The following is a 21,109-nucleotide window of genomic DNA, read 5'->3' on the forward strand; positions in this document are numbered from 1 at the left end:
CCTCCTTCACGTTGCCGAACAGGAAGGGATAGTCGAAGACCGCCATTTCCTTGACGTTGCCCGCCAGCAGGCTGGCGTTCATGACGTTCATCTCCACCGTGCCGCCCTGCATGGCCGACACCACCTGCGCGTCCGGGCCCAGCGCGCCGCCCGGGAAAGGTTTCACCGTCAACTTGCCGCCGCTCTTCTGCGCGACCAGCTCGGCAAACTTTTCGACGCCCATGACCTGCGGATGGCCCTTGTTGCTGGCCGCGGGGAACTTGATGGTCCGCACCTGGATGTCGGCGGCCTGGGCGGAAAGGCTCAGCAGCGCGGCGCCCGCGAGGGCAACGGCCAGCAGGGTGCGGCGCGGGGTAGTGAAGGCGGTCATGGGTCGTCTCCTTGTGGGTCTTGGTCTGGAAAAAGCGGGCGGCTCTCAGCCCGCGTGTATCAGGGCGCGCACGCCGGAAAGATCGGCCTGCACCGCCTGGGCGGCGGCATGCATGCCGAAGAAACTCAGGTAGTCGGGCACCTGCTGCACCAGCATCTCGAAACCCGGCTCCACGCGCACGCCGCGCGTGCGGCAGGCGGCCATGAGCGGCGTGTCGCAGGGCTTCATGAGGATGTCCACCACCAGCGCATCGGCGCGCAGCCGCTGCACGTCAAAGGGCAGCGGGTCGGTGGGCCGCAGGCCCAGCGGGGTGGCGTGGATGACGAGGTCGTAGCCCGCGGGGTCGTTGCCCGCGGCGACCACCGCCGTGGCCCCCGCATGCGGCTGCAGCCGCTGCGCCAGCAGCTGGGCGCGATCGCCCAGGTCGTGCAGCGCCAGGGTGTGCAGCCCGGTGTCCAGCAGCGCGGCGGCGATGGCCGCACCCGCGCCGCCGGCGCCCACCAGCAGCGCGCGGCGCCCACGGGCGTCAAAGCCGAAGTGGGCCAGCGCCTTGGTGAACCCGCGGCCGTCGAAGAGGGCGCCTTCCAGGCTGCCGTCCTCGCTGCGGCGCACGGCGTTGACGGCCTGCGCGAGGCGGCCGTCGCGGTCGCAGCGCGAGAGCAGCGGCAACAGCGCGGGCTTGTGCGGGATGGTCAGCCACAGCCCGTCCACGTTGCGCGCCGACAGCACGCCGCGCGCAAAGGCCGCGCTGTCCTCCAGCCGCACGTGGGCGGGCACCAGCACGGCGTCCAGCCCGTGGCGCTCGAACAGCGCGTTGAACAGGCGCGGCGCCTGCACCTGCGACACGGGGTCGCCCAGCACCATGAACACGCGCGTGGAACCGGAAATCTGCATGGAAGGAAAACTGCCTGTGGCGCGCCGGGGCGGCGCAACGGGAAGCACTGTAGGTTCAGCCAAGCCTGATTTTCAGCGGCGCCTGGCGTGAGATGTCCGACAATCGGACACCATTGTCCGGTTCACGGACGAATCCATGGTTTTCACTGATGCCTGACCCCAAGCACGATGCCGCCCCCGGTGCCGCCGCCCCGAGCCGCTTTCCCATAGACCCGGCCGACCTGATCGCCGGCCTGGGCCGGGGGCTGGTGGTGATCGAGAGCTTTGACGACGAGCACCCGCGCATGACGGCGGCGGAGGTGTCCATGCGCACGGGCATTCCGCGCACGGCGGCGCGCCGCTACCTGCTGAGCCTGTGCCACTTCGGCTATGCGGAGACCGACGGGAAACGCTTCTGGCTGGCGCCACGCGTGCTGCGCCTGGGCCAGAGCTACCTGGACGCCGCGCGGCTGCCGCGCCTGGTGATGCCCTTCATACAGCGGCTGTCCATGGCCACGGGCGAGACGGTGAACGTGAGCGTGCTGGACGGGCACGAGGTGGTCTATGTCGCGCGCAGCAACAGCCCGCGGGTGGTGTCGATCGGCTTTCACGCTGGCGCGCGGGTGCCGGCGCACGTGGTGGCGCCGGGCACGGTGCTGCTGGCAGCGCTGCCGGACGAGGCCTTGCAGGCCTGGATCGCGGCTTACGGCCTGGCCGGCTTCAGCGCCGGCACGGTGACGGCGCCGGAGGTGTTCCTGGCGCAGGTGCGCGCCGCGCGGGCGCAGGACGGCTGGATCTCCCGCGGCGCGCTGGACCCGGGCCTGGTGGGCGTGGCCGTGCCGCTCAAGGACAGGCGCGGCGAAACCAAGGCCTGCGTCGGCATGACGCTGCAGGCGCAGTTCTGGGACGACGCGCAGATCCACTCGAAACTGCTCCCGGCGCTGCTGGAGACGGCGCAGACGCTGCGGGGGTTGATTTGAGGCCTTCGGCCCGGCAGGCCGGCCGCGCGCGGCTTCACACCCCCGCCTGCGCCAGCATGGACACGCTGCCGTCGGCCAGCGCCGTCCAAAGCGTGAACCCGTCGCCGGCCGGCGCGGCGTTGAGCGTCAGCGGCGCGCCCAGCAGCGCCGGGCGCAGGCCGCGGTAGCGGAAACGCCGCAGCGGCCCGCCGGCCAGGCGCCGCGCCAGGCCGGCCAGCAGCGTGGCCTGCAGCGGGCCGTGCACCACGAGGTGCTCGTAGCCCTCCACGTCGCGGCAGTAGTCGGCGTCGTAGTGGATGCGGTGGCCGTTGAAGGTCAGCGCCGAGTAGCGGAACAGCAGCGTGGACGTGGGCTCCAGCACTTGCGTGTGCGTGGCCGCGGGCAGCGCGGGGGCGTCAGCCGGCCGCGCGCCCGCCGGGGTGGGGTGCTTGTAGACGATGTCGTGCGTCTCCGTGATGGCCACGTGCTCGCCGTCCAGCAGCTCGTGGCGCACGGCGACGAAGACCAGCTCGCCGCTGCGCCCGCGCTTGTGCTCGATGGAGCGCACCGTGGAGCGCTTGCGCACCTTCGCGCCCAAGTGCAGCGGCCGGTGGAACTCCAGCTCGCCGCCGGCCCACATGCGGTTGGGCAGCGGCACGGGGGGCAGGAAGCCGCCGCGCGCCGGGTGGCCGTCGCGGCCCAGCTCCGCGGGCGGCAGCGCCTCCAGAAAGTAAATCCAGTGCCACAGCGGCGGCAGCGGCGTGCCGGCGTTGAAGGCGTGCTGCGCCAGCCCAAGCGTGGCGGCCATGAGGCGGGCGTGGCGCACGGACAGCTCGTCCTCGTCCAGGTGCTCGCGGCCTATCCAGGTGCGCAGCGCGGGGAGGTCCACGGTGGAGGCGGGCGAATCAGGCTCGGTCATGGCGGCGGCTCCAGAACATGCACGGGACGCAGGCTACTTCGCCTGGCCGGCGGCGCAGGGCTCGCGCCTGCGCTTCCACGATGAAGGCTTCAACTCGCTGACGACCAGGCCCGTGAGGATGAGCGCGGCACCGAGCAGCGCCGCGGCGGGCAGGCGGTCGCCGGCCAGGCGCCCAACCACGCCGCCCCACACGGGCTCGCCGGCGTAGATGATGGTCGCGCGCGTGGGCGACACCGACTGCTGCGCCCAATTCATGGCGAGCTGGATCAACGCACTGGCCGCGCCCAGGCCCACCGCACCGGCCAGCCAGACCCACGAGAACGCCGGCACGGCCTCCCCGGCCAGGGGCATGGCCAGCAGCGACAGCAAGCCGGCCGAGAGCAGTTGCACGGCCGTGACGCGGCGCAGGTCCACGCGGCCGGCGTAGCGGCTGATGAGGATGATCTCCGCCGCGATGGCCACGGCGCTCAGCAGCGTCAGCAACTCGCCCAGACCCAGCCCCAGGCCGCCGGACTCCGGACCCGCCAGCAACACCAGGCCGGCAAACGCCAGCGTGATGCCCACCCAGCTCATGGCCTGCGGCGCCTTGCGCATGAAGACCCACTGCAGCAGCGGCACCAGGGGCACGTACAGCGCGGTGATGAAGGCCGACTTGCTGCTGCTGATGGTCTGCAGCCCCGCGGTCTGCAGGCCGTAGCCGAGAAAGATGGCCGCGCCTATGACCATGCCCGCGCGCAGCTCGCGCCAGCGCAGGCCCGCCAGGGCCCGCCGGAACACCAGGGCGCTGAGCAGCCCCGCGGTCAGGAAACGCAGCCCAACGAAGAACAGCGGGCCGCTGTGGCGCATGGCCTCGTGCACGATCAGAAAGGTCGTGCCCCAAAGCATCGTGATGCCGATGAGAACGAGCTCCTGGCGGCTCAGGCGCGGCGCCATACTCCTGGGAAACAAAGCGGTGTGCAGCATACTGCGCAATATCATATGAGCAATAAAGTGCGCAGTCCTGAATCGCGCTCCGATGTCCTGGCCTTCGTGAGTGAAAACCTGCGCCGCCTGCGCCACCAGACGGGCATGAGCCAAACCGCGCTGGCGCAGGCGTCCGGGATCAGCCGGCGCATGATCGTCAACCTGGAGGGCGGGGACACCAACATCAGCCTCTCCAGCCTGGACCGGCTGGCCGAGGCGCTGGGCGCCAGCTTCGTCGCACTGGTCAGCGACCCCAACGCGCAGAGCAAGCGCATCGATGCGGTGGCGTGGCGTGGCCAGGCGTGTGAGAGCCAGGCCGTGCTGCTGGGCAGTGTGCCGGCGCAGCGGGAGGCGCAGCTCTGGGCCTGGTCCCTGGGCGAGGGCGATCGCTACGAAGCCCAGCCCGACCCCATGGGCTGGCATGAGATGGTGGTGGTGACGCAGGGGTGCCTGCTGATCGAGCTGCAGGAAGGGCCGGTGACGGTCAAGGCCGGCGACTACGTCATCTACAGCAGTGCGCAGCCCTATGCGTACCGCAACGTCTTCGCGGGCGTCACGAAGTTCATTCGGAACGTGGTGGCTTGAGCGGTGATTGGGCGTGCGGGCTCCGGCAGCCGGCGTCGTAAAAGCAGCGGCCGCCCGTCACCCGGCGCTGTCCACCGAGATTCCCAGGGCCGATAAACCGCGGTGCTGAACCGCATCGGCCTCCCGCGCCTGCGCCACGTCGAGCCGCGCCGCCAGAAAGTCCACGAAGGCCCTGATCTTGGGCGGCAGGTGCGGCTGCGGCAGCCACATCGCCCAGGCGCTTGGGCCGAAGGCGCCGGCCGCCGTCCAGTCCGGCAGCACGGACACCAGGCGGCCGTCGCGCAGCTCGGCCTCCACCGCGTAGCGGGCCACCAGGCCCACGCCGACGCCGGCCAGCACCAGGTCGCGCACCACCTCGCTGCTGTTGACGATCACGTTGCCCCGCACCTTCACCGTTTCCCGTTCGGCACCGCGGGTGAAGGCCCAGTCGTCGGTCTGCGCCTGGTAGCCGTAGAAGAGGCAGTTCAGCGCCGCCAGGTCGCGCGGCTGCGCCACCGTGCGGCCCGCCAGGTAGGCGGGCGCGGCACAGACCACGTAGCGGATGGGCATGAGCGCTCGTGCCACCACCGCGTCCGGCGGCGTGCGCGTCAGGCGCAGCGCGAGGTCGTAGCCCTCCTCGGCCAGGTCCACCATGCGGTCCAGCAGCGCGAGCTGCACGCGCACCTCGGGATAGGCGGCCAGGAAGTCCGGCAGCGCCGGCGCCACGCACAGCCGGCCAAAGGCCACCGACGCCGTCACCCGCAGCAGCCCGCGCGGCGCCTGGTGCAGCTGCGCCAGCTCGCTGCGCGCCTCTTCCAGCAGGCCCATGGACTGCCGCGTGCGCGCGTGCAGCGCCTGGCCCGCCTCCGTCATGGACAGTGCCCGCGTGCTGCGCTGCAGCAGCTTCACGCCCAAGCCCCGCTCCAGCCGGTCCACGCGCTTGCTCACCGCCGACTTCACCAGGCCCAGCCGCCGGCCGGCGCCGGAAAAACTGCCTTGCTCCACCACCATGGTGAAGACGGCCATGTCCTCCATTTGCTCCAGCAGGCTCTTGTCCATGTCAGATGTTCTCCCTGGGGAAACTTTCAGTTGGCGCAATCGGAGATAGTAGCCGCGACGGCTTCCTGGGAGCATGGGAACTCGTCTTTCATTCCCAGGCCTGTCCCAGGCAGGAGTTCGCCATGCCCCTCGTGCGCATCCATATCGCTGGTTCAACCCCGTCACCGGCCCAAGTGGCCGCCTTGCAGCAGCGCGCCACGGCGCTGATGGCCGGCGTGCTGGGCAAGCGCGCCGACCTCACGGTGGTCGCCGTGGAGCACCACGGCGCCGCGCAGTGGTCCGTGGGCGGCGCGGCGCTGGCGGTCGGAGGCCGGCCGCTGGCGCAACTGGACGCGCTCATCACCGCCGGCACCAACAGCGAGGCCGAGAAGTCGGCCTTCATCGGCGCCGCGCATGCGCTGCTGGCCGACGTGCTTGGGCCGCTGGCCTCGCCCGTGTACGTCGCGCTGCGCGAGTTGCCCGCGGGGGATTGGGGCTACGACGGCCTGACGCAGGCGGCGCGCCGCGACGCGCTCCCCGTCGAGCCGCCGTACTTGCCGGCCCTACACGGCATGAGCAACGTCAAGCAAGCCTCGTGAAATGCCGGCTACAAGCGTGGGCCGGCTGAACCGCGGAGTTTTATTTCCGGAAGGAAAGGCAATCCTGCCAATTTCGACGACCTGATGGCCGCCTGTCATCATTCGACAAACTTTTGAATGTGATCGAAATGCCCGACGCTCCCAATCTGACCGAAGAACTCCGCGCGCTGGAAGCCGAGCTTCACCACCCGGGCGTCGATTGCCCGCGCGAGCGCCTGGAACAATTGCTGCACCCCGGCTTCCATGAAATCGGACGCTCAGGCCAGCGATATTCCCGCGACACGGTGATCAACTACCTGTCCACGCTGCCCGGCCCCACGGCGCTGGAGGCCGCAGACTATGCAGCACATTGGCTGGCGGAAAACTGCGCGCTGCTGACTTACCGCTCGGTGCATCAATCGGCCGACGGCACCTCGACGCAAGCGGCATTGCGGTCTTCCATCTGGTTGAAAACCGGCTCGCAATGGCAGCTTTTCTTCCATCAGGGAACACCGGCCGCAGCGTAAACTGCCGAGGATTTCTAGAAATTCCGTTGAATGACTTATGAAAAATATCAAAAACATCCTGGCCTGTTTGGCCACCGCCGCGCCGCTTCTTTCCGCCCAGGCCTATCCTGAAGCTTTAAAATCCATGGAGCGGCATTCCGGTGATTGCAATAAATTTCCGACGACGGACGCACGGAGCGATTGCCAACAAAGAGTCAAGGAAGCCGACAAGGCATTTGACAAACATACTCAAGACGAAGACGCCAAATACAAGGCGTCCCAACCGCAATTCAAGAAACCGACGTCAGACAAACCCAGCGGGCTTTGCTTCACGCGCAAGGCGACGGGGGAGGTTGTTTGCCCGAGCGGAGTGGTGAAGTAACGCACGCCGCACACCCGTCACTCGATCAACCCGTTTTCCCTGGCATATTTGAGCAATTCCACCGCATTCCCCACCCCCAATTTCTGCCTGATCAGGGTCTGATAATTGGCCACGGTCTTGGGGCTCACCCTCAATTGCCGGGATATTTCATCCACGCTGTCGCCGCGCAATAAAGCCTGCAAGACGTCAAATTCCCGCGTGGAAAGCTGCAAATGCGGCGCGACGGCGTTTCCCGATTCAACGAAACCCGCCACGTCCGCCGACAGCGGGCGCTCGCCGCGCCAGGCGCGGTGCACGGCGTCTATGAGCTCCTCCGGCGCACTGCTCTTGGTGACGAAACCGGCCGCGCCTGCGCGCAGGCACTGCGACACCATGGCCGCGCTGTCGTGCATGGTGAACACCAGCACTTTCAAGTCCGGCCGGCGCACCGCCAGCCGCCTCAACAGCTCCAGCCCGCTGCGGCCGGGCAGGGACAAATCCAGGATCAGCAAATCCACCGGGCAGTCCTCGCCCGCCGACAGCGCGGCATAGGCGCTGTCCGCATCCGCGAACTCGGCCGCCACGGCCATGCCCTCCAGCTCCAGCAGTCGCCGGTAGCCGGCCCGCACCACGGCGTGGTCGTCCACCAAGCCAATGCGCAAGGCGCCCGCGCTCACGGCTGCACCTCGGCGGCAACGTTCTCGATCGCAAAGCGCGCCTGCAACCGCAGGCCCGGCCCGGTGCCGGCCGCTTCGCCCTGGGCCGCAGCGCCCGCCTCCAGCTCCCCGCCCAGCGCCCACACCCGTTCCTTGATGCCCGCCAGCCCGCTGCCGCGCTGCAGCGCGGCCTGCAAATCGTCCAGGCCGCGGCCGTCGTCCTCCACGCTCCAGTCCACGCGCAGCGGCTCGCCCATGCCGGCGCCGCCCGTGACGCACAGCGCCAGCCGCACCCGTGTCGCGCCGGCATGGCGCGCCACGTTGGTCAGCGCCTCCTGGCTGATGCGGTAGAGGCCCATCACCAGGTCCGGCGGCAGCGGCAGCTCGTCCACCGCGCCGTCCAGCGCCAGCTCATAGCGGCGGCTCTCGCCCGCGGGCGAGGCGCACCAGCCGTCCAACAGCTCCTGCAGCAACTGGCGCAGCCGGCCCAGCGTGGGCGGCGCGTCGGCCTCGCCGTCCAGCCCGGCGGCGGCCACGGCCTGCGGGCGCAGCCGCGCCAGCAGCTTCCTCACGTCGTCCTGCACCCGCGCCACCTGCTCGCCCATGCCCGCGGCCACGGACTGCAGCGCGGGCAGCTCGCTCAGGCGCCGCGTGAGCCACGACGCGTCCACGCGCAGCGCGGTCAGGCGCTGGCCGAACTCGTCGTGCAGATCGCGCGCCAGGCGCTGGCGTTCGTCCTCGCGCAGGCTCAGCACCCGCAACGCCAGCACGCGCCGCGCGCCCTCGGACTGCTCCTGCGCCGCCACGAGCTGCTTCAGGGCGCGCGAGATCGCCTCCAGCTCGCGTATGGGCATGGGCGACAAGGCGCGCACCCCGGCCACGTCCTGCCGCTGCACGCCCGCAATGGCCGCCAGCAGCGACTGCAGCGGTCCAAAGGCGCGGCGCACGTTCCAGCGCATCACCACCAGCATCAGCGCGCAGCACAGGCTCAGCAGCGCGAAGCTCCCCCCCAGGGTGCCCAGCGCCTCGCGCAGCTCGCTGTCGGGCCAGGCGCTCAACCGCACCGTCCAGTGGCTGCCGCCGGGCCGCGGCACGCGCCAGCTCACGGTGGCCTCGGCGGCCTCCAGGCCCAGCAGTCCGGCAATGCCTTCCAGCCAGCCGGCCGACGGCGATTCCAGCCCGTCCAGGCCGGGCAGGGGGCGGCCGGCGGCGTCCTGCACCACCAGCCGCACGTGGCGCAGGCCCGGCAGCGCGCGCAGGGCGGCCAGGGCCGTGGCGTCGTCCTGCGCCGCGATGCCCGCCAGCGTGGCGGCCACTTGCACCAGCGACAAGGAGCCCTCCATCTCGCGCCGCGTGTCCTCCCGCGCGCGCAGCAGGCCCAGCACCAGCGACAGCAGCAAGGCGCCCAGCGCCACGGCCAGCGCGCGGCGCATCACCAGGCGCGGCAAGTCCATGGGCAGCGGCGCGGCGGCGGCGCCCCTCGGGTCGGGAATCTGTTCCGGCGGGAGCGCCCCGGAGTGCGCGTGCAGAGCTTGCATGAGCGGTCGATACGGCAGGAAAGCAGTGATGCGGGCGCGCCCTGGCCCGCCAGGCGTGACTATGGCTGCTGCAAACAAAAATTCCCGTGGGCAGCCCCGCACCTTCCGAACAAAGGCTGCGAGCGGGGTGCCCGCGGGAAGAAACACGTCCCACTCACGGACGTGCATGCGCTCCAGGAGACGTCAGAGCGCGACCTTCACTCCCAGCCAGAAGGTGCGCGGGGCACCCGGGGCGTAGAACGTGGCGTGCAACAGCGGGTCGTTGTTGGGCGCGAACGGCCGCGCCTGGAAGCCGCCGGCGGCGTTGAAGCCCGTGGCGCCCAACTGCGCCGCGGTGGCGTAGCGCTTGTCGAAGAGGTTGTTGACCTGCAGCGTCCACGACACCTTCTCGCTGGGCTCGAAAGTCGTGCCCAGGTTGAAGACGGCATAGCCGGCGCTGCGGCCCTCGCCGAGGTAGTAGGTGCCGTCGGGGCGGTGCTGGCCGTTCTCGTTGCCGCGGGCGATGGAGCCGGAGATGGCCAGCATGCTGGCGCCCACGCTCCACTGCTGCGACAGCCGGTAGTCGGCGGCGAGCTTGAAGACGTGGCGGGGCACCAGCGGAATGCGGTCGCCGGGGCGGATCTGGATGCTGCCCTCTTCACCCGGCGCGCCCCCGGCGGCGGCCTCGTTGCTGGAGTTGCCGGAGCCGTCCACGGTTTCCGCGCTCTGGAACGTGGCGTCCAGGTAGGTGTAGTTGGCCGACCAGGTGAGCTGCGAAACGCGGTCGCTCACGCCCAGCTCCAAGCCCTGGCGGCGGGTCTGGCCGAAGTTCTTGAAGTAGCCGAAGCCGCTGGCGCTGCTGGAGACGAACAGGATGTCGTCGTTGTTGGTGGCGCGGAACACGCCCGCGCGCCAGCGCAGCGTGCCCTGCTGGCCGCGCAGGCCCGCTTCCCAGGTCTTGGTCACGACCTGCTTGAGCGGCGGGTCGCCCGCCATGGCATTGGGCAGCTTGCAGGGCTGGTCGGGGTTGGCGCAGCCCAGCTCGATCACCGACGGCGTGCGGCTGCCCTCGTTGTAGCCCACGTAGGTGTTGAGGCTGGCGGTAGGCGACCAGGTCAGGCCCACGGCCGGATTGAAGCGGTTGAAGCGGTGGTCGCCGGCCAGCGAGGCGGGGTCCCCCGCGGCGTGGATGCGGTCCGTGGTCTCGACGCGGGTGTGGTTGTAGCGGCCGGAGAGCGTGAGGTGCAGGTTGTCCTGCAGCGACAGGGTGTCGGCGCTCCAGGCGCTCCAGGTGGTGGTGCGGCCGTGAATGTCCACGCGCGTGTCGTAGGGCTCGCCGTCGACGTCGCCGCCGGTCACGCCGCCGTCGCCAAAGGCGCCCACGCCGGTGACGCTGCGGTCCGGGTTGAGGTAGCCCAGCTCCGAGCCCTGGCGGAAGTCCACGCGGCTGTGGTCGTAGGCGCCGCCCACGGTGAAGCGGTTGCGCATCCCGGCGATCTCGCCGGGAATGGCCGCCTGCCCGCCCAAGCCGAACTGCCGCTGCATGCTCTCGGTGGTGTTGATGACGCCGTTGCACTTCTCGGCCGGCTCGTCGTTGAGCAGCGCCTGGCCAATGCAGCGCCACTTGGGGAAGGGCGTGTTGGCGGCGTTGGCGCCCGCGGTCGGGAAGCCCGTGTAGCCCGCGGCCGTGAGCGCGGCGCGCTCGGCGGCGCTGGGCTGGTAGACGGACTGGTCCAACGCGTCCTCGTTGATGTCGCCGTTGAAGGTGCTGGTGCGTATGCGCCGCGCGTAGGCGTTGCCGGAGAAGACCACGCCGTCCTTCGTCTCGTGCTGCGCCTGCAGGTTGGCCTGCGTGGCGCGGTTGCGGGTGATGTCGGGCTTGGTGTAGACGCTGTTCCAGTCCTGCGCCAGGAAGCGCTGCTCCTGCAGGCCGTTGCCGTGGAGATCGTTGTTGGCGTGCGCCAGGCTCAGGTCCAGGCCGGTGCGGCCTTCCTTCCAGCCCAGCTTGCCGAAGAATTGCTTCACGTCGGTGGGCGAGTCGTCGCGCCAGCCGTCGTCGCGCTGCAGGTGTGCCAGGCCGAACCAGTGCAGGCCCTTGTCGTTGGCGCCGCCATGCTGCAGCTCCAGCTCGCGGCGCTTGTTGGAGCCCACCACGGCCTCGATGGTGGTGCCCGGGTGCGTGAGGCCGCTCTTGGTCTGTATGGACAGCGCGCCGCCCAGGGTGTTGAGGCCGAACAGCGGGTTGGAGCCCGGGATGAGCGTCATGGTGTCGATGGCGCCGCGCGGGATCAGGTCCCAGCTCACCACGTCGCCGAAGGGTTGGTTGACGCGCATGCCGTCCACGTACACCGACAGGCCCTGCGCCGTGCCCAGCAGCGGCGAGGCGGTGAAGCCGCGGTAGTTCACGTCCATCTGCAGCGCATTGCCCTGCAGCTCGTTGACGTGCACGGCGCCCAGGTTGCGGTTCATGAACTCCGAGAGGTCGCGCGAGCGGCTGCGCTCGAGGTCGGCGTCGGTGGCGGTCTGCACTGGGGCCGGCACCTGGTTCCTGGGCTGGGCCAGGCCGGGCAGCGGCACGGTGCTGATCACCTCCACCCGCTGCGTCGGCGCTTCCTGTGCCTGGCCGGCCAGGGGCAGCGACAGCAGCCCGGCGGCGCACAGCGCCATGGGCAATGGGTAAGCCTTGGGCCTGACGGCCCCGAGGGAAGCATGGCGCACGTTTGTCTCCATTTGTTGTGATCTGCTTGGGTGCGGAATCTACAAACGGGGACAGGGGCCGGCATCGGGAAAACTTCCCGAGTTGAGTTGCGCCGCCGTGTCCGGGAGCCTGCCCGGCGCGCTGCGAAGCGCTCAGCGGGAGGGCTTGCCCGCCGACTCCTCGCGCGTCACGAGGCGAATGCCCTGGCACACCAGCAGCAGTGCCAGGACGTTTTTCCATTCCAGGATGCTTTCGTCCAGGAACAGCGCCGACAGCAGCGCGCCGAACACCGGGATCAGGAAGGTGAAGGCCGTGACCAGGCTCACCCGGTTGTGCTTGAGCAGCAGGCTCCACAGCGCGAACGCCACCGAGGACAGCAGCGCCAGGTACAGCAGCAGCGCGGTGGAGGCAGGCGTGAAGCCGCTGATCCCGCCACCCAGCCCGTAGCCGGGAAGCAGCAACAGCGCGCCACCCATGGCGAGCTGCCAGCCCGTCATGACCATGGCGTCCATGCGTTGCGACAGCCGCTTGCCGTAGATGGAGGCGGCCGAGAGGACGAAGGCGGCGATGACGATGCAGCCTTCGCCGGCCAGCGTGAACTCGAAGTCCAGCGCGCCGGGCTTGAAGTTCACCGCCATCACGCCCGCCAAGCCGGCCACGCAGCCCAGCAGCTTGCGGCCGGTGAGGCGGTCGTTGTGGTAGATGAAATGCGCCAGCAGCACGCTGAAGAACACGCCCGTGGCGTTGAGGATGGAACCTTTCACCCCCGTGGTGTAGGCCAGGCCGATGTAGAAAAAGACGTACTGCACCGTGGTCTGCGCGAAGCCCAGGGCCGCGAGCGCACCGGCGTCACGGCGCACGGGGCCCAGCACGTCCTTGCGCAGGCAGGCGGCCAGCGCCAGCAGCGCCACGCCCGCGAGCAGGAAGCGCCAGCCGGCGAACACGAATTTCGAGGGCAGGTCGCCCGCGGCGATGTGGAAGAGGGCATAGCCGCTCTTGATCGCCGGGTAGGCGCTGCCCCAAAGCAGGCAGCACAGCAGGGCCAGCAGGAACACGGCGCGTGGCTGGGTGAACAGGCCCGCGGCCAAAGGCGCGGGCCGCGTGGATACGGCACAGGTCATGAAAGCAAGGGAGAGGCGGCCAGCGGCGATACCGGTTGCCGAAGCAACCGTTGCGCCCAGGGCCGGCGCAGGGGCTTGGGGGATGGCGATTGTCGGCCGCGCCGCGCGTGCCGGCAGCCCAGGGCGGCAATGGCCCCAGGCGGCCGACCCGGTGTGCGCCTGGGTTGACCTGGGCAAGGCCTGTGGGTTACAGGCCGCGCCGACACCGCAGCGGGCGCAACGGCAAGGCCCCAGGCTCACGCCCAATGCACCCTCACTTGCCTGCGGATTGACCTCTTGCCTAAGCTCGCTGCCCATGGATGTTCGGCCCTCCACCCGCAAGACGCTCACACCGCTGCCCGGCGGCGGTGCGCTTGCGCGCTGCCGCCCAACGGCAGCGGGCCGCCAGCCGGCCGCACCCCGTTGAGCCCGCCGGTCCCAAGCCTCTCCTTCATCCGCGCAACGCCGACCGGCGGGCCCCCCGCACACAGCGCACCGGCCAGGACGCCGCCACGCCATGCGTGCGCGTCCGGCCCCGCCACGGGAGCACCCATGAACATCCTCACCGCCGAAGACCGCACCCTGACCGAGCTGGACCACCGCCGCCTGGGCCGCCTGATCCACCTCGACACCCACCCCATGGCCGCCGTGCTGGAGGAGGCCGAGCTCACGCCCTCGCGCGAGGTGCCGGCCGACGTGGTCACCATGCACTCGCGCATACGCCTGGCCGACCTGGACGGCGGCCAGGCGCTCACGCTGACGCTGTGCTACCCGGCCGACGCCGAGCCGGCGCGCGGCTTCGTCTCCGTGCTCTCGCCCGTGGGCATGAGCGTGCTGGGCCTGCGCGTGGGCGACGTGGCGCGCTGGCGGCTGCCCGGCGGCTGGGAAGGGGCGGCGCGGGTGGAGGCGATCGAGTTCCAGCCCGAGGCCAGCGGGATCTACACGCTGTAGGTCGGTGCGGGAAGGGCGCAGACGGGGAGGGCGGCGGCTGGCCGATGATGGCGGCCGTTGCGCCACGGAGAACCGCATGCCCGCCCTTAAGAAGATTGCCCTGTTGGCCCTCGCGGCCGCCGCCCCCGGCCTGGCGCTGGCCCAGGCCTGCCCCGGCGACGCCTCGCCGCGCGCGGCCGGCACGCTGCTGACGGTGCAGGGCGCGGGCCCCGCCACGCTCGCGCTGGACGCCGCCGCACTGGCCGCGCTGCCGCAGGCCACGCTGACGCAGCGCCAGTCCGTCACCAGCAGCGTCACCAGCAACAGCGGCACCGCCGACGAGCGGCGCCTGGCCTACGGCGGCGTGCTGCTGCGCGAGCTGCTCACCCGCGCCGGGCTGGACGCCGCGCGCGACCGCGGCGCGCGCGTGGCCGTGGTGGAGGCCGTTGCCACCGACAACTACCGCGCCGTCTTCACCTGGGGCGAGCTGTTCAACACCACGGTAGGCGAGCAGGTGATCGTCATCGCCACGCAGGACGGCCAGCCGCTGGACGCCGCCGCCGGCCCGCTGGCGCTGCGCTCGCTCGCCGACCTGCGCCCGGGTCCGCGCCACGTGCGCAACCTCTGCGCCGTGATCGTGCGGCGCTGAAAGGGCGTGAGGCAGGGCGGGGCGGCAGTGCAGCCATCATGGCCGCATGAAAACGTTTCTTCTGTACGTCGCCACGGCGCTGGCCGAGATCGTGGGCTGCTACCTGCCCTGGCTGTGGCTCAAGCAGGGCCGCACGGCGTGGCTGCTGCTGCCCGCCGGCCTGAGCCTGGCGCTGTTCGCCTGGCTGCTCACGCTGCACGAGACGGCGGCCGGCCGCGTCTATGCCGCCTACGGCGGCGTGTACATCGTCGTGGCGCTGGCGTGGCTGTGGGCAGTGGACCAGGTGCGGCCCACGGCCTGGGACGTGGCCGGCGCGGCGGTGGCGCTGGCCGGCATGGCCCTCATCGCCTTCCAGCCGGGGCGCTGAGCCCCGGCCGGCGGCGCGTCACTTCTGGCCGCGCACCTTCTCCAGCTCGGCGAACATGGACTTCGCGGTGTCCTCGCCGAATTCCTTGCTGAACTTGGCGACCACGGGCTGCAGCTTCTCCTTCATGCGCGCCTGCTCGGCCGCGGGCAGCTCCGTCACCTGCATGCCCTGCTTCTTCAGCTCGGCCAGGGCCTGCTCGCTGAAGGCGCGGATGGTCTTGCGCTCGAACAACGTCGCCTCGCGCCCGGCCTCCTGCACGGCCTTCTTCTCTTCAGGCGTGAAGCCGTCCCAGGTCTTCTTGGACAGCAGCAGCACCCAGGCGCTGTAGATGTGCTTGTCCAGCACCGTGTGCTTCTGCACCTCGTAGAACTTGCTGGCCAGGATGGTGGCCAGCGGGTTCTCCTGCCCGTCCACGGCCTTCTGCTCCATGGCCGAATACAGCTCGGTGAAAGGCATGGGCACGGCGTTGGCGCCCAGGGTGTTGAAGGTGTCGATGAACAGCGGGTTCTGGATGACGCGGATCTTCAGGCCCGCGAAGTCGTCGGCCTTGGTGATGGGCTTGCGGCTGTTGCTGACGTGGCGGAAGCCGTTCTCCCAGAAGCCCAGGCCCACCAGGCCCTTCTCCGGCAACTTGTCCAGCAGCTTCTGGCCGAAGGGGCCGTCCAGCAGCGCGTCGGCCTCCTTCTCGTTCTGGATCACCATGGGCAGGTTGATCACGCCGAAGTCCTTGACCAGGCTCACCAGCGTGGAGCTGTCGGGCACCGTCATCTCCTGCGTGCCGCCGCGCAGCGAGGAGATCATGGTCACGTCGTTGCCCAGCGAGCCGCTGGCGTAGAGCTTGGCGGTGAGCTTGCCGCCGGTCTTTTGCGACAGCAGCTCGGCAAACTTCTTGACGGCAATGCCTTGCGGATGGTCCTCGCTCAGGCCAACGCCGACCTTCAGGACTTTTTGCGCCGAAGCAGGGCCGGCGAGCGCAGCCATCACGGCCGCGGCCAGGAGCAGGGAGCGGGTTTTCATGCGGAAAGCTTCCTTGTGTGTGGAATGGAAAGGCCCGTTGTCGGCAATGAAGGACGGGCCCGGCAGGTTTTTCAATCGGCCGCCTTGCCGTGCAGCCAGCCGCTGACCTGCCGCTGCAACTGCTGCAAAGGCGATGCCGCCTCCACGCGCAGCACGCCGGCCTCGCCCACGGGCGACTCCAGCGTCGCGAACTGGCTATCCACCAGCGTGGACGGGAAGAAGTGGCCGGCACCGCGGCCGGCCACGCGGGCCAAGGCGTCCTCGCGGCTGATGTCCACGAAGACGAAGCGCAGCCCCGGCACGGCCGCGCGCAACTGGTCGCGGTAGCTGCGTTTCAAGGCGGAACAGGTCAGCACCACGCCCTGGGCATGCGCTTGAAGCTGGCGGCCCAGCTCGGTGAGCCAGCCGTGGCGGTCGTCGTCGGTCAGCGGGATGCCCTGGGCCATCTTCCGGCGGCTTTCGGCGCTGTGGAAATCGTCGCCTTCCACCAGCGGCAGCCCCTCGGCCTGCGCCACCGCGGCTCCCAGGCTGGATTTGCCGCAACCGGCCACGCCCATCACAACCACAGAAAAACTCATTGGATAGCGCTGTCCCAAATGGCTAAAAAATTGACGCGGCATTGAGGGATCAATCCGCGTCGGCGGGGCAAAACCTGCTGCCAAACGCCCCGAAATCTTTGATCGCGGGATAGCGCTATCTTAGGAAGGTCCGCCCGGGCTGTGTTCCCGTACTTTCCCTGAGGCGTGAAGCGGGCCGCGCGAAGAGCGCGGCCCCGGGGCTGGCCTAGGGAAGCTGGCTGTGCCCCTGGTGCCGCACCGGCGGCGGCCCTTACTGCTGCTCTTCCTGCGCCTGCGAGGCCATGCGCGCGGGGGCGTTGACGGCGCCGTAGCCGTCGTAGGCGCCCAAGCGCTGCACCAGCTCGAAGAAGAAGCCGCTGCCCGCGTAGCCCTCGGTGTAGGCGTGGAGGTAGTCGCCCTGGGGGCTGCGGTCGAAGAGCACGCCCGCGGCGCGCAGCCGCTCGACGAAGGCCGCATCCAGCTCGAAGCGGGTGGGCAGGTCGTCGTAGTAGTTGTCGGAGATGGGCACCAGGCGCACGCCCGCGGCCTTGAGCCTGGCCACCGAGGCCAGCAGGTCGGCGCTGGCGAAGGCGATGTGCTGCACGCCCACGCCGCCGCTGGCCTGTGCGGCCTGCGCCATGCGCGTGCGCTCGCTCATGCTCATGTTGAGCACCAGGCGCAGGCGGCGTGCCGCGTCGGCCATGCCGGTGCTGCGGATCAGGCCGAAGGGGTCGGCGAACTTCACGGCGTCGCCCGCGTCCAGCCCAAGCACGGCGCGGCAGAACAGCACCCAGGTGTCCAGCCGGTCGGGGGTCAGGCCGACGGCCAGGTGGTCCAGCGACTGCAGCCCGGCGCCGCCGTCGGCCGCCTCGGCCTCCAGGATGAAATCCTTCTCGAACAGCCCGCTCTCGCCCAATGCGTCGTCCACGAAGTGGATGACCATGCCGCCCGGCGCCACGATCGAAGGCAGGCGCTGCTCGCCCGTGCCCGTGGGCGCGTCGTAGCGGGCGGACTGCAGGGCGGTGGCGCGGTTGAGTGCGCCCGCCGGGTCGTCCGTGCGCAAGCCCAGCGCGCACACCGAGGGGCCTTGAAGGCTGAAGCGCTCGCGCGCCGCCGGCGTGGCCTGCTGGTTGAGCACCAGGTTCACGCCGCCCTGGCGGAACAGCGTCACCGCCTTGGAGCGGTGGCGGCCCGCGAAGCTGAAGCCCAGCGTGCGCAGCAATTGGCCCAGGTTTTCGGCATGCGTGCCGTCCACCGCGAACTCGATGAAGCTGATGCCCTTGAAGGCGGGCACGGGCGGCGGGTCGAACAGCACCTGGCTTTGCAGGGCGCGCGCCGCGGCGGCGTCCTCGGCCGGAGCCTGCTCCAGGCGGTGGCGGACCTCGCCTTCCAGCCACAGCAGCGAGCGCATGGCGTCCACGGCGATGCGGCGGTTGGGCGTGGCGCGGAAGACGTCGTTGAAGATTTCCAGCGACAGCGGCCCGCTGTAGCCGGCGCGCACGCACTGCTCGAAGAAGCCCGCCACGTCGAACTGGCCCTGGCCGGGGAAGTTGCGGTGGTGGCGCGCCCAGTCGATGACGTCCAGGCCCATCAGCGGCGCGTCGGCCATCTGGACGAAGAACAGCTTTTCGCCGACGTCGGCGATGCCCTGCGGGCTGTCCTTGAGCGAGGCCGTGTGGAAGCTGTCCACGATCAGGCCCAGGTGCGGGTGGTCGGCGCGCTGGACGATGTCCCAGGCCTGGCGCCACTTGTTGACGTGGCGGCCCCAGGCCAGCGCCTCGAAGCCGATGCGCAGGTTGCGCCGCGCGGCACGCTCGGCGAGCTGATGAAGCTGCTCGGCGGCGAGCTGCGCATCCGGCAGCGCCAGCGGCGAGGTGTTGGAGCACACCAGCACCATGGGGCAGCCCAGGGCTTCCATCAGGTCGAATTTCACTTCCGCGCGCGCCAGGCTGCGCTCGAAGGCGGCCTGGGGCATGCCCTCGAAGTCGCGGAAGGGCTGGAACAGCTCGACCTTGAGGCCCAGGTCGTCGCAGCGCTGGCGCATCTCCGCGGCGGACATGCGCGCGGTGGTGAAGTCCGGCTCGAACAGCTCGATGCCGTCGAAGCGCGCGGCGGCAATGGCCTGCAGCTTGTCGCGCAGCGTGCCGGAGAGAGAGACCGTGGCGATGGATCGGCGCATGGGCGGGAAGCTCCTCACCCCGTCATGCCCGCGGGGCCTGTCCCCGCGCGGGCGGGGAGCGGGCGTCCACGCCGGCCGGGCTGCAGCCCGGTATTCGTGGACACCCGCTTTCGCGGGTGTGACGAGGCTGTTTGTGTGAATGGAAAGAACAGCCTCAGGACGCGCGCTCGGCCAGCAGCCGGCGGAAGTGCGCGTCCACGCGCGCGGCGTCCGGCTCGCGGCCCGTGAACAGCTTGAAGGCGCCCACGGCCTGGCCCACGGCCATGCCGCCGCCGTCCACCGTGCGGCAGCCCTTGGCGCGGGCGGCCTTGAGCAGCGCGGTCTCGATCGGGAAGTACACGACCTCGGACACCCACAGCTCGGGGCGCAGCAATCCCTCGGCCAGGGGCAGGCCGGGCATCTTGTCCATGCCCATGGGCGTGGCGTGAATGAGGCCGGACGCGTCGGCGATGCCGCCGGCGATCTCGGCCACGGCCACGGCGCGGCCGGCGCCGTAGAAGCGGTTGAGCTCGGCGGCCAGCGCTTGGGCACGTGCCGGGTCCACGTCATAGAGGCGCAGCTCCTGCACGCCCATGCGCAACGCGGCGTGGGCGATGGCCGAGCCCGCGCCGCCCGTGCCCAGCAGCAGCACGCGGGAGAGGTCGGCGTCGGGCAGCGCGCGCTGGAAATTCCAGGACCAGCCGGAGCCGTCGGTGTTGTGGCCGATGAGCTTGCCGTCGCGGTGCACCACGGTGTTGACGGCGCCCATGGCGCGGGCCTCGTCGGAGAGCTCGTCCAGCAGCGGAATCACGGCCTGCTTGCAGGGGAAGGTGATGTTCAGCCCCGCGAAGCTCATGGTGCGCACGGCGGCCAGCAGCGTGGGCAGCAGTTCGGGGCCGGACTTCGTCACGTCCAGGTCGATGAGCTGGTAGTGCATGCGCAGGCCGTGGTGGCGGGCCTCCTCCTCCTGCATCGCGGGCGTGAGCGAGCGCTGTATGCCCGCGCCAATCAGGCCCACGAGCAGCTTGTCGTTCGGAAAGGTGATGGGAGAGGAGGAGGACATGGCGGGGTACTGCGTCAAAAGGGGAATGAGGCAAAGAAAAGGGGCGGCCGAGGCCGCCCCTCAAAGCGCACGGCTTACTTGCGGACCTTGGCGATCTCGGCGTTGAGCGCCTTGAGCGTGTCGGCGCCAACCACGGCGGTCTGCTTGTCGATGACGGGTTTCACCTTGGCGCGCAGCTTGGCGACCTCGGCGGCGGGCAGCTCGGTGACCTGCATGCCGGCCTTCTTCAGGTCGTCCAGCGCCACGTCGGCCTGGGTGCGCGAGATGCCGCGCTGGAAGGTGGTGGCCTGCGCGGCGGCGTCGGTGATGAGGGCCTTCTCGTCGGCGGTGAGCTTGTCCCAGAACTTCTTGCTCACGATCACGGCCTGCGTGTTGTAGATGTGGTGCGTGAGCGTGAGGTACTTCTGCACCTCGTTGAACTTGTTGGCACGTATGACGGTGGCCGGGTTCTCCTGGCCGTCGATGGCCTTCTGCTCCAGGGCCGGGTACACCTCGGGGAAGGGCATGGGCGTGGCGTTGGCGCCCAGCGCGTTGAAGAGGTCGATGTAGATGGGCGACTGGATGACGCGGATCTTCAGCCCTGCGATGTCCTCGGCCTTGCCCACGGGGCGCTTGCTGTTGGTCAGGTCGCGGAAGCCCAGGTCCCAGTAGTTCAGGCCCACCAGGCCCTTGGGCTCCAGCTTGGCGAAGAGGTTCTTGCCGAAGGCGCCGTCGGTCACGGCATCGGCCTCCTGCGCGGTGTTGAACAGGAAGGGGAAGTCGTAGACCGCGAACTCCTTGACCTGCGACTGCAGGATGCCGGCATTGAGCACCGTCATCTCCAGCGTGCCGCCCTGCAGCGCGGAGACGGTCTGCACGTCGCCGCCCAAAGTGCCGCCGGGGAACAGCTTCACGGTGATCTTGCCGCCGGACTTCTGCGACACCAGGTCGGCGAACTTCTGCGCGCCCTGGCCCTGCGGATGCTCCTTGGGGTTCTGGAACGCGAACTTGATGGTGTGCTCCTTGATGTCCGCGGCGTGGGACATCACGGGCAGCAGGGCGGCGGCAGCCATGGCCACCAGGGAACGACGGGCGAACTTCATGGAGAGGGTCTCCTGGACTTGTTAGGGGAAAGCGCTCAACGCTTCAAGGAAATCTCGGGCTGACAGGGCCGGCGCCTGGGCAGGCGCCGGCCGTTGCACGCTCAACGCTCAATTGGCGAACCAGCGCGCCGGGACGATGACGATGGAGGGAAAGAACACCATCAGGAACATGACGATGAACTGT

Annotated in this window: 22 protein-coding genes; 8 read left to right on the plus strand and 14 right to left on the minus strand. The window is 70.0% G+C overall.

Annotated features, from left to right (window positions below; all coding sequences use genetic code 11):
* Positions 1-370, minus strand: a 370-nt coding sequence (dctP, locus tag ALA01S_RS24825; protein ID WP_169806003.1) for a TRAP transporter substrate-binding protein DctP, incomplete at its 3' end; no start/stop codon positions are given.
* A gap of 45 nt (positions 371-415) precedes the next feature.
* Positions 416-1,264, minus strand: coding sequence for a shikimate dehydrogenase family protein (locus tag ALA01S_RS24830; protein ID WP_066341999.1), 849 nt, complete (start codon positions 1,262-1,264; stop codon positions 416-418).
* 149 nt (positions 1,265-1,413) lie between these two features.
* Between ALA01S_RS24830 and ALA01S_RS24835 the strand changes: the two genes are divergently transcribed.
* The gene (locus ALA01S_RS24835) at positions 1,414-2,223 is read left to right on the plus strand and encodes an IclR family transcriptional regulator domain-containing protein (protein WP_066342000.1); all 810 of its coding nucleotides are present in this window, start codon (positions 1,414-1,416) and stop codon (positions 2,221-2,223) included.
* Positions 2,224-2,257: 34 nt separating this feature from the next.
* Here the strand turns inward: ALA01S_RS24835 and ALA01S_RS24840 are convergent, their stop codons facing one another.
* The gene (locus ALA01S_RS24840; RefSeq protein ID WP_066342001.1) at positions 2,258-3,121 is read right to left on the minus strand and encodes an HTD2 family dehydratase; all 864 of its coding nucleotides are present in this window, start codon (positions 3,119-3,121) and stop codon (positions 2,258-2,260) included.
* Between the two features lie 33 nt (positions 3,122-3,154).
* Entirely contained in the window at positions 3,155-4,084 is a 930-nt protein-coding gene (locus ALA01S_RS24845) for a DMT family transporter (protein WP_066342002.1), read from the minus strand.
* A 15-nt stretch (positions 4,085-4,099) separates the two neighbouring features.
* Here ALA01S_RS24845 and ALA01S_RS24850 point away from each other — a divergent pair, with 15 nt between their 5' ends.
* A complete protein-coding gene (locus ALA01S_RS24850; RefSeq protein ID WP_066342003.1) occupies positions 4,100-4,669 on the plus strand; it encodes a helix-turn-helix domain-containing protein in 570 nt (189 codons plus the stop codon).
* A gap of 57 nt (positions 4,670-4,726) precedes the next feature.
* Here the strand turns inward: ALA01S_RS24850 and ALA01S_RS24855 are convergent, their stop codons facing one another.
* Positions 4,727-5,707 carry a LysR family transcriptional regulator gene (locus tag ALA01S_RS24855; protein WP_066342004.1) on the minus strand — a complete coding sequence of 327 codons (981 nt, stop codon included), beginning with the start codon at positions 5,705-5,707 and terminating at the stop codon, positions 4,727-4,729.
* A gap of 122 nt (positions 5,708-5,829) precedes the next feature.
* Between ALA01S_RS24855 and ALA01S_RS24860 the strand changes: the two genes are divergently transcribed.
* The 3 genes from ALA01S_RS24860 (at position 5,830) to ALA01S_RS33490 (ending at position 7,152) form a co-directional block, all read left to right on the plus strand.
* Positions 5,830-6,285, plus strand: a complete 456-nt coding sequence (locus ALA01S_RS24860; protein WP_084267915.1) for a tautomerase family protein — start codon at positions 5,830-5,832, stop codon at positions 6,283-6,285.
* 119 nt (positions 6,286-6,404) lie between these two features.
* Positions 6,405-6,791: a nuclear transport factor 2 family protein gene (locus ALA01S_RS24865; RefSeq protein WP_238455941.1), complete on the plus strand. Its 387-nt coding sequence runs from the start codon at positions 6,405-6,407 to the stop codon at positions 6,789-6,791.
* A 37-nt stretch (positions 6,792-6,828) separates the two neighbouring features.
* On the plus strand, positions 6,829-7,152 hold the full coding sequence (locus ALA01S_RS33490) for a hypothetical protein (protein ID WP_157119268.1): 324 nt from the start codon (positions 6,829-6,831) through the stop codon (positions 7,150-7,152).
* A gap of 17 nt (positions 7,153-7,169) precedes the next feature.
* Here the strand turns inward: ALA01S_RS33490 and ALA01S_RS24870 are convergent, their stop codons facing one another.
* The 4 genes from ALA01S_RS24870 to ALA01S_RS24885 all read right to left on the minus strand — a co-directional run bounded on the left by ALA01S_RS24870 (position 7,170) and on the right by ALA01S_RS24885 (position 13,123).
* Complete coding sequence (locus ALA01S_RS24870) at positions 7,170-7,808, minus strand: response regulator (RefSeq protein WP_066342006.1); 639 nt, start codon at positions 7,806-7,808, stop codon at positions 7,170-7,172.
* Positions 7,805-9,325 (minus strand): histidine kinase, encoded by a 1,521-nt coding sequence (locus ALA01S_RS24875; protein WP_066342007.1) that lies wholly within the window; start codon positions 9,323-9,325, stop codon positions 7,805-7,807. Before ALA01S_RS24875 ends, ALA01S_RS24870 begins: the two co-directional genes overlap by 4 nt.
* 183 nt (positions 9,326-9,508) lie before the next feature.
* Positions 9,509-12,022, minus strand: coding sequence for a TonB-dependent receptor (locus ALA01S_RS24880; RefSeq protein WP_238455940.1), 2,514 nt, complete (start codon positions 12,020-12,022; stop codon positions 9,509-9,511).
* A 132-nt stretch (positions 12,023-12,154) separates the two neighbouring features.
* Positions 12,155-13,123: a DMT family transporter gene (locus ALA01S_RS24885; protein WP_066342009.1), complete on the minus strand. Its 969-nt coding sequence runs from the start codon at positions 13,121-13,123 to the stop codon at positions 12,155-12,157.
* A 531-nt stretch (positions 13,124-13,654) separates the two neighbouring features.
* On the opposite strand from ALA01S_RS24885, the gene ALA01S_RS24890 reads away from it, so the two are divergent.
* The 3 genes from ALA01S_RS24890 (at position 13,655) to ALA01S_RS24900 (ending at position 15,048) form a co-directional block, all read left to right on the plus strand.
* On the plus strand, positions 13,655-14,053 hold the full coding sequence (locus tag ALA01S_RS24890; protein WP_066342010.1) for a GreA/GreB family elongation factor: 399 nt from the start codon (positions 13,655-13,657) through the stop codon (positions 14,051-14,053).
* Positions 14,054-14,129: 76 nt separating this feature from the next.
* Positions 14,130-14,681, plus strand: a complete 552-nt coding sequence (locus tag ALA01S_RS24895; protein WP_066342011.1) for a molybdopterin-dependent oxidoreductase — start codon at positions 14,130-14,132, stop codon at positions 14,679-14,681.
* 46 nt (positions 14,682-14,727) lie between these two features.
* Positions 14,728-15,048, plus strand: a complete 321-nt coding sequence (locus ALA01S_RS24900) for a YnfA family protein (RefSeq protein ID WP_066342012.1) — start codon at positions 14,728-14,730, stop codon at positions 15,046-15,048.
* Positions 15,049-15,066: 18 nt separating this feature from the next.
* Here ALA01S_RS24900 and ALA01S_RS24905 read toward each other — a convergent pair whose 3' ends face one another.
* From ALA01S_RS24905 to ALA01S_RS24925, 5 genes are all read right to left on the minus strand, one after another.
* Positions 15,067-16,065 (minus strand): TRAP transporter substrate-binding protein, encoded by a 999-nt coding sequence (locus ALA01S_RS24905; RefSeq protein ID WP_066342017.1) that lies wholly within the window; start codon positions 16,063-16,065, stop codon positions 15,067-15,069.
* Positions 16,066-16,136: 71 nt separating this feature from the next.
* Positions 16,137-16,643 carry a gluconokinase gene (locus tag ALA01S_RS24910; RefSeq protein WP_066342013.1) on the minus strand — a complete coding sequence of 169 codons (507 nt, stop codon included), beginning with the start codon at positions 16,641-16,643 and terminating at the stop codon, positions 16,137-16,139.
* Positions 16,644-16,893: 250 nt separating this feature from the next.
* Entirely contained in the window at positions 16,894-18,801 is a 1,908-nt protein-coding gene (locus ALA01S_RS24915) for a bifunctional sugar phosphate isomerase/epimerase/4-hydroxyphenylpyruvate dioxygenase family protein (protein ID WP_066342014.1), read from the minus strand.
* 154 nt (positions 18,802-18,955) lie between these two features.
* Positions 18,956-19,843 carry a shikimate dehydrogenase gene (locus ALA01S_RS24920; protein WP_066342015.1) on the minus strand — a complete coding sequence of 296 codons (888 nt, stop codon included), beginning with the start codon at positions 19,841-19,843 and terminating at the stop codon, positions 18,956-18,958.
* Between the two features lie 74 nt (positions 19,844-19,917).
* Positions 19,918-20,925, minus strand: a complete 1,008-nt coding sequence (locus ALA01S_RS24925) for a TRAP transporter substrate-binding protein (protein WP_066342016.1) — start codon at positions 20,923-20,925, stop codon at positions 19,918-19,920.
* Positions 20,926-21,109: the final 184 nt, after the last annotated feature.

It is taken from the genome of Azohydromonas lata NBRC 102462, assembly GCF_001571085.1.
GTDB classification, from domain to species: Bacteria; Pseudomonadota; Gammaproteobacteria; order Burkholderiales; family Burkholderiaceae_C; genus Azohydromonas; species Azohydromonas lata.